This window comes from Desulfosarcina sp. (assembly GCF_046496365.1).
Classification (GTDB): Bacteria; Desulfobacterota; Desulfobacteria; order Desulfobacterales; family Desulfosarcinaceae; genus Desulfosarcina.
On sequence record NZ_JAWOHB010000207.1, the window covers coordinates 25,628 to 39,130 of the forward strand.

Below are 13,503 nucleotides of genomic sequence, written 5' to 3' on the forward strand. Positions count from 1 at the left end.
ACCTATTTGAACCTTTCGGGTCCCCGCCTTCTCGGGGATGACAATAAACCTGAAATATCGACCTATTGCCAGTTCATCACGGTTGACTAGCGCGCAAGATCATTCGGGCTGGTTCGGCAGACGCCGCAGATACTGCATCTGGCCGGATCGGCGGGACAGGGGGCGGAGGTTCGGCCGGCCAGGGCGCGATGGTATTCGCTTAACAGGTAAGCTTTATCAATGCCATGGTCGATAAAATCCCAGGGAAAAAGCTCGTCGGGACTGCGCTCGCGGTGAACATAAAAATGGGGGTTGAACGGCGACGCCTTGAAGGTCTGGGGCCAGTTGCCCCGGTTGCTGTGGGCCAGCATCAGAATGTCAGCCACCCGCCGGTCCCCACGGGCGATCATCCCCTGCAGGAAGGCCCAGCGGGGCACATCGACATGCACACGCACATTGGCTGTGCTTTTCAAACCCGCCGCGACCCGCTTAATTTTGGTCTTCAGGGTCGGCACCTCGTCCATGGACACCCACTGAAAGGGGGTAAACGGCTTGGGCACGAAGGAGCTCAGGCTCACGGTGATCTCTCCGATGCGCCCCTTACCCCGGCTGGTTTTTAGAAAACGGTGTTTGATCTTTTTGACCAGATCTACGATGGCGGCCACATCGGCCTCGGTTTCCGTGGGCAGGCCGATCATGAAATAGACTTTCAGGTTGGGAATGCCGGCCGCCACCAGGATGTCGGCGGCAGCGACCACATGGTCTTCGGTAATCCCTTTGTTGATCACCCGGCGCATGCGCGCCGAGCCGGCATCCGGTGCAATGGTAGCCGTCTTCACCCGGCTTTTTTTGAGCGCTTCGATCAGGGGGCCATCCAGGGCATCGGCCCGCAGACTGCTGAATGAGAACCGGATCTCCCGGCCGCGATCCTTGCTGCAAAGGTCGCGAATACCCGGCAGATCGGAAACAGCCGCACCCACCAGGCCGATGCGGTCGGTCAGCGCACACCCGTCGTCCACCTGGCGGTCCAGCAGACCAATGGGGCGGAAACGCGGCGGCCGGTAGACATATCCGGCGCTGCAGAAGCGGCATCCATGGGGGCACCCCCGGGAAACCTCGATCAGGTAAGTGTCGTCAAATGTGGTCTCCGGGGTAAGAATCGTGCTCGCCGTGGGCAGGCTGGACAAGTCCGGCACCATCATCCGCCTGACGGAAACAGGCACATCGGCCAGCGGTTCGACCGCAGCCAGGGTGCCGTCAGCATGGTAGGCGGGACGGTATAAGGCCGGCACATAGACGCCGGAAACGTGGCGGGAGAGGGCAAGCAAATTGGACTGCTTGGGGGCCGACGGGTCAAAGATCCGGAAGAATTGGGTGATCAGGGCCTCGGCCTCGCCCAGCATGAAAACATCGATGAACGGGGCCAGCGGTTCAGGGTTGAGAAAACAGAAGACTCCCCCTGCCAGCACTAGGGGGAGAGTCGCGCCACGCTGGGCGGCCGGCAAGGGGAGTCTTGCTGTTTCCAGGATGGTAAGCACACCGGGTGCATCGTTCTCGTAAGAGATCGAAAAGGCAATGATGTCGAAGTCTTCGATGGGCGTCTGGGACTCGACCGTCAGCACCCGACGATTTTTACCGCCATCCTGTTCCGGTAAAAAAGCACGTTCACATACCACATGATCGACAGCGTTGATCAGCCGATAAACGGTCTGGAACCCGAGGTTGGACATCCCCACTTGGTAGCTGTTGGGGTAGACCAGGGCCACGCGAATGCGGCCGGCCGACGTTTTTCGAATCACGCCGCGTTCGGCCGACGCAAGCCCGCTGGGGGTCTGTTGTGTTCTTGTGGCCATGTTTCCCGCAGACCTTCATCCGCATCGCCGGTCAACCCTGACGCCTTGCATCCGCTTTCTGCGCGTTCACCACGCTTTGGCGTCGGCGGATCGCATCGGCACGGCGGCGTCGGGTTCATCGGCCGACACCATGATCGCGCTGATCCGGTTTTGCTGGCGGCGATCGATGCCGCTGCGGCGGTCCTTTCCGCTGCGGCGCTCAGGGATGCAACAGGCATAGGCATAGCCCCGCCGTTCATCACCCATCCTGCGGCCACCGATCTGGTGGTCAATGCACTGTAGATGCTGCATCATCCATCCTCTGTATGGGGTTGTCGCAACCGATCCGCATGGTGCCGAAACCTTCCGACAGAAAATTAATCCGCTTTTCTTCTCAAGAATGTGGGAACGTCCAGGTCGTCGTTGTCGATGACGATGCCCTTATACTCCCGATAGAGTTCACTGGCCGGTCGGTCATTGACCGCCTGCCGGCGGCGGATAAAGGTAGGCTCGTCCAGCTCCGGGGATCGGGCCAGATCCGCCGGGGTGATATCGCGCACCTTGCCGCCGTAGGTGGGGTCGGCTGCTTTCGGGGCCGCCTCCTTGTGCTTGTCTTTCTCGCCGATTCCGGTGGCAATGACGGTTACGCTCATCTCATCACCCACGCTGTCGTCGATGACCGCACCCCAGATGATCTCCGCGTCTTCGCCCACCTCATTGTAGATGCGTTCGGAGGCTTCCGTCATCTCTTCCATGGTGAGGTTGCTGTTGGAGGTGATGTTCATCAGAACGCCCTTGGCGCCCGAAATATTGATGTCTTCGAGCAGCGGGTGTGAAATGGCCCGTTCGGCCGCTTCCAGCGCCCGGTTCTCGCCGCTGGAGATGCCAATGCCCATGATGGCCATACCGGCCCGGGACATGGTGGTCTTTACATCGGCAAAATCCAGGTTGACCAGCCCCGGCATCATGATCAGGTCGGTGATCCCCTTGACCGAATGGAGCAGGATCTCGTCGGCCTTTTTGAACATATCGACCATCTTGGCATTCTTGGAAGCCAGTCCACGCAGCCGGTCATTGGGAATGATGATCACCGTATCGGCTGCTTTTTTGAGTTCGAGAATGCCTTCATCGGCCTGTTTGGCCCGCTTTCTGCCTTCAAAAGAGAACGGTCGGGATACCACGGCCACGGTAAGGATGCCCATTTCCTTGCACAGCCGTGCAATCACCGGTGCCGCACCGGTTCCCGTACCACCGCCGAAACCGGCAGTGATAAAGACCATGTGGGAATCGGCCAATGCGTCCTTGATCATCTCCGCATTCTCCAGAGCGGCATCCCGCCCCACCTGGGGGTTGGCACCCGCACCCAGGCCTTCGGTGATCTGGGTTCCCAGCTGAATGCGGATTTCCGCATGCGAAACCTCCAGGGCCTGGGAGTCGGTGTTGGCGGAGATGAACTTGACGCCATTCAGGTTGCCCGCGATCATGTTGTTGATCGCATTGCCTCCCGCTCCGCCAACGCCGATTACTTTGATTTTTGCCGAATTTTCCCTCTCCACGTACGTAAACATGCCAGTCATAATCTCCCCCTTTACTTGCGTTGCCCATAGCGGCGTTTGCCTGTACGCCTTGGTTTAAAGTTTTTCACGATTGCCATTGCCTGCCGGACGGCCTCTCTTCCCCCTTGGAATCAGATGACGTCCTTGAACCATTTTTTCATCCGGGCGATGAGACTGTTGAAAATGTTCCTGTCCCGGATACGAAATTTTTTCTCGGGCTCCTTTTTGGCCCCGAAGATGACCAGCCCCACACCGGTGGCGTACATGGGATTGTTGACCACATCGGTGAGGCCGCCGATGCCCCGCGGCCTGCCCAGCCGTGTGGGAACACCGAAGATGGCTTCGGCGATATCGACGGCGCCCTCCAACAGGGCCGTACCCCCGCACAGAACGATTCCCGAGGTGATCATGTTTTCCATGCCGGAGCGGTAGATCTCCCGCTGGAGCAGGGTAAAAATTTCCTCCATGCGCGGTTCCAGGATCTCCCCTAGAATCTGGCGTGGAAGCTTGCGGGATTGGCGGCCGCCCATCCCCGGCACCTCGATGGTTTCATCCGGGTTGATGGCCGCCCCGTTGCAGGTGCCGAACTTGCGTTTGATCCGCTCAGCCTCGTTCAGGGGAGCCCTCACACCGATGGCGATGTCATTGGTCAGGTTGTCTCCCCCCAGGGCCAGCACGAAGGTGTGCTTGATGTTCTTGCCCGAAAAAATGGCCAGATCGCTGGTTCCTCCGCCCAGATCAATCAACCCCGTGCCCAGCTGCTTCTCCTCTTCGGTGAGCACCGCTTCACCCGAAGCCAGACTCTCCAGAACGATGTCGCAGACATCCAGTCCGGCCCGGTTGGCGCACTTGACAATATTGTGGGCCGAGGTGACCGCACCGGTGACGATGTGGATTTTGGCCTCGAGGCGGACACCGGCCATGCCCACCGGGTTCTGGATGCCGATCTGGTCGTCAACGATGTACTCCTGGGGCAGCACGTGGATGACTTCCCTGTCCATGGGAATGGCCACTGCCCGGGCCGCATCGATAACCCGGTCCACGTCCTGCTGGGTGATTTCCTGCCCCTTGATGGCCACGATGCCGCGACTGTTGAAACCGGTGATATGGCCGCCGGCAATCCCGGCATATACCGACGAGATTTCACAACCGGCCATGAGCTCTGCCTCTTCCACCGCCTTTTTGATGGACTCGACCGTGGATTCGATGTTGACCACCACGCCCTTGCGCAAGCCTATGGACGGATGGGTGCCGATGCCGATGATGTTGATTTCACGGCCGGTCACTTCGCCCACCACCGCGCAGATTTTGGTGGTGCCGATATCCAGGCCGACGACGATATTGCCTTGTCTGGCTCCCCGCAACTTATCCCTCCTTATGCTCCGCGACCAACGGATCTTCCGATGCCGGCGATATCACGATCCGATTAACGTCAAAAAGATCGATGACCCGGCACCGGGTCAGCCGGCTCTCCCCGCTCAACCGGGCCATCAGGCGTCCCAGCGCTTCACACTTCTCCCGATAACGGCCGAATCCCAGCTTCAGCGCACGATTGTCTGCCCCGGTGTACACGGTGGCACCGATTTCACGGTCCATGTGGATCCGGCGGATGCTGCTGCGTGGCAGCGGGCTGTGCTGCTCCCCGGCAAGATTCAAAAGGGTCATCACGGCCCTGAAGGCTTCACTGGAAGGCCTGCCGGAAACGGGCAGATCAGCATGATCCAGCCCCTGCACCCTGGGCGTAACGTCGCTGTCCGAGCCCGTTTCCCGCTTGAACACCTCACCGGCGGCGTTGATCAAAAAACCATCGCCGGCGCCCATGTCCAAATAGGCCAGGGGCACCTCTTCCCGGATGTGAACGTGCAGACCGGAAGGAATTTCCCGGCTGACCACAGCTTCGGCAATCCACGGATCGGCCAAGAGCCGCTTGCGGGTCGTGGTCAGGTTCACGGCGAGGATATTCGTCTGCGGTCCGAACCCGGCAATCGCCAGAACCTGCTGGCGGGTCAGGCGCTGAACACCGGTCACCTCGATCCGGCGCACCTGGAATTGCCGGGTCTGGGTAAAATAATCATAGGCGAAGATAAAGGCGGCACTGGCCAGCACCAACACCAGGCCCCCCGCAAGCGCTTTGGCGGCAAACCGGACCCGGCTCCGGTTCAGGGTCTGCTGGGCCTGCCGGTTCTGCCTGAATCGATTTTTGCGGGTCGGCTTGGTTTTCAAGGCCTAATCCCTATCCTCCGGCGTCTGGATTCCGGAGCCGGTCGTCCTCAGCTGAGCGGCCCACCGATCGAGAATAATTTCCCCGACGCGATGGACATCGCCGGCACCCAGGGTCAGCAGCAGATCACCGGGCAGCAACGTTTTTTCAAGGTGGTCAACGCAGTCTTCAAGGCCGCCCAGACAGGTGACATTTCGATGGCCGTGGGCCCGGATGCAGGCTCCCAGCGCCTCACCGCTCACCCCTTCAATGGGCGCTTCGCTGGCGGCGTAGATGGGCAGCACCACCAATACATCGCTGTTGTTGAATGACCGGGTAAACTCCTCCAGCAGGGCCCGGGTGCGCGTGTAGCGGTGGGGCTGGAAAACCACCACCTTGCGGCGGTCCGGCCAGTTTTCTTTGACAGCCTCGAGGGTTACCTGGATCTCGGTGGGGTGGTGCCCGTAATCGTCCACCACGGTGAGGTCCTTGACCTGACCCTTGATTTCCAGTCGACGCTGCACGCCTTCGGCAGTCTCCAGGGCGTGTTTGATGGCGTCCAGCGGGATGTTCAGTTCCCGGCCGACGGCAATGGCTGCCAGGGCATTGTAAACATTGTGCATGCCGGGCATGGCCAACCCAAACTCGCCTAAATTTTCGCCGCGATGTACGACGGTGAACCGACTTTTCATCGCACCGAAACTGATGTCCCGCGCCTGATAATCGGCCTGGGTGCTGCGCCCGTATGTGGTCACGCGCTTCTTGATTCGGGGCAGGAGGCTCTGAAGCGGTTCGTTGTCCAGGCAGAGCACCGCCAGGCCGTAAAAAGGGATCCGGTCGATGAAACTGAGAAAAACCGATTTAATGGCATCCAGATCCGCGTAAAAGTCCATGTGCTCCCGGTCGATGTTGGTGACCACGGCAATCGCCGGGGAGAACTTGAGAAACGAGCCGTCGCTTTCGTCGGCTTCGGCCACGATGAAGTCCCCTTGTCCCAGCACTGCGTTGCGGCCGATGCTTTTCAATTTGCCGCCGATGACCACGGTGGGGTCCAGCCCCCCGCCGGCCAGGACGTTGGCGACCAGGGAGGTTGTGGAGGTCTTGCCATGGGCACCGGCAACCGCCACGCTGTATTTGAGCCGCATGAGTTCGGCCAGCATTTCGGCTCGGGGAATGACCGGAACCCCCGCCTGCCTGGCGGCGGCCACCTCCGGGTTTTGCGTGTCGATCGCCGAAGAGACCACCACCACATCGGCGCCGCTGATCTGCCCGGCCCGGTGCCCGATGTGAATGCTGCCGCCCTGTCGCGCCAGATGAGCCGTAATGTCGGTGGCCTTCAGGTCGGATCCGGAGACCCGGTAGCCCAGATTCAAGAGCAGTTCGGCGATGCCGCTCATACCAATCCCGCCAATGCCGACAAAATGGATATGGTATTTTTTCAGGTACATGAATCGTTTCCTACCAGTCGATAGCAATCGTCAACGATGGTTTGGGCCGCATCGGGTTTACCCAGCCTTTTTGATCGGGCCGCCATGGCCGCCAGCCGGTCGGGGTCTTTGGCCAGTGCATCCAGACGCCGGGCCAGGTCCACTCCGTTCAGGTCGCGTTCGAGCACCATCTGCGCCGCGCCCTGGTCGACCAGGGCCCGGGCGTTCAACTCCTGATGGTTGTCCGCGGCAAACGGATAGGGAATCAACACGGCCGCCTTGCCCAATGCGGTCAGCTCGGCCACGGTTGTGGCGCCGGCCCGGCAGAGCACCATATCCGACCGGCCGTAGCACGATGCCATGTCATGGTAAAAGGCCTTGACCTCGGCCCTGACCCCCGCCTTCACATAGGCTTCGGCCACCCGATCCCGATCGTCGGGACCCGTTTGGTGGACGATGGTGATCGCAGCCTTGTTGCGCAGGTGCGGCAGTGCGTCCATCATGGCCAGATTGATGGCATGGGCCCCCTGACTGCCGCCCGCGACCAGGATCGTGAAGGTTTTTTCCCCCCGGCATGCCGCCGTCGGCGCGTCCAGAATCTGCTGGCGCACCGGGTTGCCGGTAAAACGCACCTTGGACGGAGCGATTTTCCCCCGCGTATGTTCAAAACTGACATAGATCCGTCTGGCCAGTGGGAAAAGCATCCGGTTGGTAATGCCGGGCACGGTGTTCTGCTCACACACAACCAGCGGGATCTTTTTGAACCAGGCGGCCAGGGCCACCGGTCCGGCAGCGTAGCCGCCCACACCGACGACCAGATCCGCCTGGACATCGGCCAGAATGGCGGCCGAGCGGAGCAGGGCAGCGGGAATTTTCATGGATGCCCGGGTCCTGGCCCACAACCCTTTGCCCTTGATCCCCTCGATGGGGATGGTGCGCTGCGGATACCCGGCACGGTCCAGCACCTCCCGTTCGAAGGGCCGGCCGGCACCCACGAAGAGAATCCGGCTGCGCGGATTTCTCGCGGAAAACGCGCCGGCCACGGCGATGCCGGGAAACAGGTGTCCGCCGGTGCCGCCGCCGGCAACGACAACTGTGAGCGGCCGCCAGGCCTGTTTGGGTTCAGCAGCGCGCATCCCGTGCTCCGATATTCATCATGATTCCCACCGCCGCCATGTTGATCAGCAGGCTCGTTCCGCCGTAGCTGAGAAACGGCAGGGTCAGTCCCTTGGTTGGCAGCAGCCCCAGCGCCACCCCCATGTTGATGCACACCTGAAGGCCCAGGGTCACCGTGATGCCCATGGCCAGCAGGGAACCGAATCGGTCCTGGGCATTGCGGGCGATGCGGATGCCGCGAACCAGCATGATGGCGTAAAGCAGGATCACGACCATGACGCCGATGAGCCCCAGTTCCTCGCCCACCACGGAGAAAATAAAATCCGTGTGGGGTTCGGGAAGATAAAACAATTTTTGATAGCCCTTGCCGATTCCCGCCCCGGTAATTCCCCCAGTGCCGAATGCCATCAATGAATGCACGATCTGGTAACCCTCGTCCGCCGGATATTGCCAGGGATCCAGGAAGCTCATCAGCCGTTTGACCCGGTATTCGGCCTGGGTCATGAAAAGCCAGACCATCGGCGCGAGCACCAGAAAAACCGACAGGAGGTGGGTGATGCGGCACCCGCCCACAAAGAGCATGATCCAGGTCATTGCGGCGAAAATAACCACCGATCCGAAGTCGGGCTGAACCAGCAGCAGCGCTGTAAACAGGCCCAGGACCAGCAGATGGGGCAAAAAACCGACATAAAAATCCCGCAGCAGGTCATCCTTCTTGCTCATGGAATAGGCCATATAAACGACCAATGCCAGCCGGGCCAGTTCAGATGGTTGAAAGCGCAGCGGACCGATCTGCAGCCAGCGGGAGGATCCGCCGGCAGTCACGCCCAGTCCGGTGAAGGCCACCGCCACCAGCATCACGGTGGCCAGGATCAGGGACGGATAGACCAGCACCCGGTAGAGGCGGAACGGAATATAGCTGAAGGTCACCAGCACCACGATGCCGATCAGGGAAAACATGGCCTGCTTCTTTAAAAAGAAGTAGTCGCTGCCGAACTTCTTGAGCGCCAGGGCCGAGCTGGCGCTGTAAACCATGACGATGCCCATGCCCACAAGCAGCAAAACCGGAAACAGCAGTCCCAGATCATAAACCACGGGTTTTCCGCCGGTTCGCCTTGCCGCTGTGTTCATCTCAGCCTTTCCACGCTTTCCCGGAAGCAATTGCCCCGCTGGGCATAGTTGTCGAACAGATCGAAACTGGCACAGGCCGGAGAGAGCAGCACGGTATCCCCCTCCACGGCCGCACCAAAGGCCTTTTCCACCGCCTCTTGCATGGAGGAGGCCTCGAGGATGCCCTTTTGCGGATCCCCGGCCAGGGCCGTTATGATCTCGTCTTTGGCTTCACCCATGACCACCAGCGTCTTTACATGCCGGCCCACCAGGGTTTTGAGCTGGGAGAAATCGCCCTTTTTGTTCTGACCGCCCATGATCAACACCACCGGCCGGTCGAAGCACGCCAGGGCGCGTTTTACCGCGTCTACATTGGTCGCTTTTGAATCGTTGACAAAATCGATCCCCCGCAGGCGCCCCACCGTTTCAAGACGATGGGGCAGCCCTTTGTAATCGTCGAGGGCCTGCTGGATGCCGGCTTCGGTAGCGCCGTGCTCCCTGGCGGCCAGGCATGCGGCAGCCATGTTCTCCCGGTTGTGGCCGCCAATCAATGCGGTCTTGTCCAGAGAGAATCCGCCCGTCTGCCGACCTGCATCGAACAGCACAATCTTATCCTTCAATATCTGCGCACCCGTGGCGATGGCCTGGTCCGAAAAAAGCTGCCGCCTGGCCGCCGGGGGGCGTTTTTTGATCATGGTGGCGACGGTGGCATCCATGGCGTTGAGGATCGCCGCGTCGCCCGGACGCTGATTTTCGAATATGCGCCATTTGGAATCCGCATAAGCCGAAAAGTTCGCATAGCGGTCCAGGTGGTCATCGGTGATGTTGAGCATCACGGCAGTATCCGGCCGGAAATCGATGGCCGTATCCAGTTGGAAGCTGCTGACCTCGGCCACGACCACGTCGGCCCGTGCATGGGCACCATCCGCATATGCGATGAGCGGGGTGCCGATATTGCCGCCTACAAACACGCGTTTGCCGCTTTTTTCAAGCATTTTGCCAACCAGTTCCGTTGTCGTTGTTTTTCCGTTGGTACCGGTCACCGCCAGAATCGGCTGGTCGATGAAGCCGCTGGCGAGTTCCATTTCACCCATAACCGGAATTCCCCTGGCCCAGGCCGCTTCCAGTATCGGCAGGGTGTGTGGAACGCCGGGACTCAATATCACCAGATCGGCGCTTTCAAAATCCGCCCCGTCATGCCCGCCCAATTTGAGCTGAACATTCAATCCGTTCAGGGCCCTGACGGCAGCCCTGAGGGCGTCGGCCGGGGCACGATCCGTCACCGTCACCCGAGCGCCCCGTTTGACAAGAAATCGGGCCGTCTCCACGCCGGATCGTCCCAAGCCCACCACCACGGTTCGTTTGTTTCGAAGATCCAAAGGGTGCCCCAACTTTTTTCAAACTCAGCCAAAGATTTAATGATAACGAGAATACAGGCGATGATTAAACCTATACGGCCCTACCTCAGTTTCAGCGTACTCATGGAAATTAATGCCAGCGCGATGGCGATGATCCAGAAACGTACGATCACCTTTGGCTCCGGCCAGCCTTTCAATTCAAAATGGTGGTGCAGGGGCGCCATTCGGAAAATGCGGCGGCCCTTGGTCATTTTGAAAAAACCCACCTGAAAAATTACGGAAAGGGCTTCGATGACGAACAGGCCGCCCACCAGCACCAGCAGGAATTCCTGCTTGGTGATGACGGCCACGGTGCCCAGTGACGCACCCATGGACAGTGAGCCCACATCGCCCATGAATACCTGGGCCGGGTAGGCGTTGAACCATAAAAACCCCAGCCCGGCGCCGGCCAGGGCGCCGCAGTATACCGAAATTTCTCCGCCCCCCGCCACCGATGCGACCTGCAGGTAGTCGGCGATACGCGCATGGCCGGCCACATAAGCAAAGATCATATAGGTCGACGCGGCGATGATCACCGGGCCGATGGCCAGTCCGTCCAGTCCGTCGGTGAGATTCACGGCATTGGAGGCGCCCACGATGACCACCGCGGCAAAAAAGATATATCCCCAGCCCGGATCCGGAGTCAGCTGCTTGAAGAAGGGCACACTGAGCTTGGACGAAAAGCCGGGCACCAGGTAAACCAGCAGCCCCACCAGGGCCGCCAGCAGCACCTGCAGGGATATCTTCTGGCGGGCGGTCAGACCCAGGCTCCTTTTTTTAACCTGCATCAGGTAGTCGTCGGTAAAACCGATGGCACCAAACCCCACGGTGGCCAACAGGGTCAGCCACACGTAGCGGTTGGTCAGGTCGGCCCACAACAAGGTGGCGCCGACCACGGCAAAAATGATCAGCACGCCGCCCATCGTGGGTGTACCGGCCTTTTTGTAGTGCTCCTTGGGTCCATCTTCCCGGATGTACTGTCCCACCTGCAGCATGGCGAGGCGCCGGATCACCCAGGGACCCAGCAGAAAACAGATCAGGAAGGCGGTCAGACTGGCGTAAATGGTCCGGAAGGTGATGTACCGGAACACGTTAAAGGCTGCAAAGGTCGTATGCAGCGGATATAGCAGGTGATAAATCATCTGTCGGTAGCGCGCCTTTGTTCTGCCGTCAGCCTGTTTACACGGTTGTTCATCGATCCTCCGCCCATCGACCCATTGCTGCGACCACCTCTTCCATGGCCATTCCCCGGGACCCTTTCACCAGAATCAGGTCACCGGGCCGAAGCAGGCGCTTCAACCGCTCGACGAGGGCCGGCTTGGTTCCGGTAAAAATCCGCTCTGCCGCCATTTTCCGCTCCATGGCCCCCTCGGCCACAGCCGATGCGAAGCGGCCGGTAACCAGCAGCTGATCGATTCGGGCATCGGCCACGGCCCGGCCGATTTCCCGGTGCAGCGCCGCCGATTGCGGCCCCAGTTCAAGCATGTCCCCGAGCACGGCCAGGGTGCGGCGGTTGGCCTGCATGCGCGCCAGCGTCTCGATAGCCGCCGCCATGGAGCTGGGATTGGCGTTGTAGGTATCGTCCAGCACGCAAAGGTCGCGGCCCGGCAGCCGGATGCCCATGCGCCCGGCCTGGGGGCAAAAAGATGCCAACCCCGCCTGGATGAGGGCCAGGGGCACCCCCAAAACTTCGCCCGCGGCCGCCGCAGCCAGCGCGTTGGACACCATCACCCGCGCCGGGGTGGCCAGGGTCACGGCAATGGCGCCCGACGGGGTGACCAGCCTGAAAGCGGTGCCCGCATCGGTCAGACGGATGTCATCCGCCCGGATCTGCGCCCGGCGGTCGCAGCCGAAATAGACCACCGGATGACCCGTGCTGCCGGCCAGGGCCGCAACCCGCGGATCATCGGCATTGAGAATGGCCGTGCCGCCTGGGCGAATGGCCTGCAGCAACTCCCCCTTGGCCCGGGCCACGTTGTCGAGGCTGCCCAGTCCCTCCAGATGGGCCGGCCCGACGTTGGTGATCACCCCCACGTCCGGTTCACAGATGCAGCCCAGTCGGCCGATTTCGCCGGCATGGTTCATCCCCAGTTCCAAAAGGGCCACCTGGTGCGCCGGTGCCAGTCGGAAAAGCGTCAGCGGCACACCGATGTGGTTGTTCAGATTGCCGGCGGTGCTCAAGGTGGAATAGGTTTTTTGGATCACCAGGTCCATGAACATGCGCGTGGAGGTCTTGCCGTTGGATCCGGTGACGGCCAGCACCTTGAGACTGCCCCGGTTGCGGTTGAAACGGGCCAGGGCACCCAGGGCCCGGGTGGTGTCATCCACGGCCACGCAGGCAACACCGCCTGCGGCAATCCGGTCCATGGGCATATCGGCCACCCGGCTGCCGGCCACGACCAGCCCCTGGACCCCGCGATCGAGCACATCGCCCACAAAGCGATGACCGTCATGGGATGCGCCGGCAATGGCCACAAACAGGTGCGTCGGTCCGATGGTGCGTGAGTCGATGCCGATGCCGGCAAAAACCATCTCCGCCGTTCCTGAAATCAGGGATCCGCCGGTGGCCGTCAACACTTGCGCTGTGGTCCAGGCATAGGGTGTCACACGCTTACACTCCCGTTGCGTTCATGGCGGCCAGCACCTGGCGGGCCACTTCCCGGTCGTCGAAATGAATGCGTCCATCGGCCAGGATCTGGTAGGTTTCGTGGCCCTTTCCGGCGATCAGCACGGCGTCATTGGCCCGGGCTGCGCCGATGGCCGCCGCAATGGCCCTTTGCCGGTCCGATTCCACCAGATATCCCTTTCCCTGCCATCCGGCAGCGAGGCTGTCGGCCGCCAACCGCCGGGTACAGACACTGCGCACCCCGGCCTCCACCTGGGCGA

At 60.9% G+C, this 13,503-nt stretch carries 11 protein-coding genes and 1 pseudogene; all 12 read right to left on the reverse strand.

The window, feature by feature from the left end; translation table 11 throughout:
* Positions 1-86 precede the first annotated feature (86 nt).
* The gene (locus R6V78_RS20260) at positions 87-1,832 is read right to left on the reverse strand and encodes a radical SAM protein (RefSeq protein WP_410291209.1); all 1,746 of its coding nucleotides are present in this window, start codon (positions 1,830-1,832) and stop codon (positions 87-89) included.
* A gap of 66 nt (positions 1,833-1,898) precedes the next feature.
* Positions 1,899-2,123 (reverse strand): hypothetical protein, encoded by a 225-nt coding sequence (locus R6V78_RS20265; protein ID WP_410291210.1) that lies wholly within the window; start codon positions 2,121-2,123, stop codon positions 1,899-1,901.
* A 65-nt stretch (positions 2,124-2,188) separates the two neighbouring features.
* A complete protein-coding gene (gene ftsZ / locus R6V78_RS20270; protein WP_410291220.1) occupies positions 2,189-3,379 on the reverse strand; it encodes a cell division protein FtsZ in 1,191 nt (396 codons plus the stop codon).
* 119 nt (positions 3,380-3,498) lie between these two features.
* Positions 3,499-4,731, reverse strand: a complete 1,233-nt coding sequence (ftsA, locus tag R6V78_RS20275) for a cell division protein FtsA (protein WP_410291211.1) — start codon at positions 4,729-4,731, stop codon at positions 3,499-3,501.
* 1 nt (position 4,732) lies between these two features.
* Positions 4,733-5,590 carry a cell division protein FtsQ/DivIB gene (locus R6V78_RS20280; RefSeq protein ID WP_410291212.1) on the reverse strand — a complete coding sequence of 286 codons (858 nt, stop codon included), beginning with the start codon at positions 5,588-5,590 and terminating at the stop codon, positions 4,733-4,735.
* A gap of 3 nt (positions 5,591-5,593) precedes the next feature.
* Entirely contained in the window at positions 5,594-7,015 is a 1,422-nt protein-coding gene (murC, locus tag R6V78_RS20285) for a UDP-N-acetylmuramate--L-alanine ligase (protein WP_410291213.1), read from the reverse strand.
* A complete protein-coding gene (murG, locus tag R6V78_RS20290) occupies positions 7,006-8,130 on the reverse strand; it encodes an undecaprenyldiphospho-muramoylpentapeptide beta-N-acetylglucosaminyltransferase (RefSeq protein WP_410291214.1) in 1,125 nt (374 codons plus the stop codon). Before murG ends, murC begins: the two co-directional genes overlap by 10 nt.
* A complete protein-coding gene (gene ftsW / locus R6V78_RS20295; RefSeq protein ID WP_410291215.1) occupies positions 8,117-9,241 on the reverse strand; it encodes a putative lipid II flippase FtsW in 1,125 nt (374 codons plus the stop codon). Before ftsW ends, murG begins: the two co-directional genes overlap by 14 nt.
* Positions 9,238-10,599: a UDP-N-acetylmuramoyl-L-alanine--D-glutamate ligase gene (murD, locus tag R6V78_RS20300; protein ID WP_410291216.1), complete on the reverse strand. Its 1,362-nt coding sequence runs from the start codon at positions 10,597-10,599 to the stop codon at positions 9,238-9,240. Before murD ends, ftsW begins: the two co-directional genes overlap by 4 nt.
* 80 nt (positions 10,600-10,679) lie before the next feature.
* Positions 10,680-11,759 (reverse strand): phospho-N-acetylmuramoyl-pentapeptide-transferase, encoded by a 1,080-nt coding sequence (gene mraY / locus R6V78_RS20305; protein ID WP_410291217.1) that lies wholly within the window; start codon positions 11,757-11,759, stop codon positions 10,680-10,682.
* A 49-nt stretch (positions 11,760-11,808) separates the two neighbouring features.
* Entirely contained in the window at positions 11,809-13,224 is a 1,416-nt protein-coding gene (gene murF, locus R6V78_RS20310; protein ID WP_410291218.1) for a UDP-N-acetylmuramoyl-tripeptide--D-alanyl-D-alanine ligase, read from the reverse strand.
* A gap of 4 nt (positions 13,225-13,228) precedes the next feature.
* Positions 13,229-13,503, reverse strand: a pseudogene (locus R6V78_RS20315) (UDP-N-acetylmuramoyl-L-alanyl-D-glutamate--2,6-diaminopimelate ligase); the annotation flags it as partial.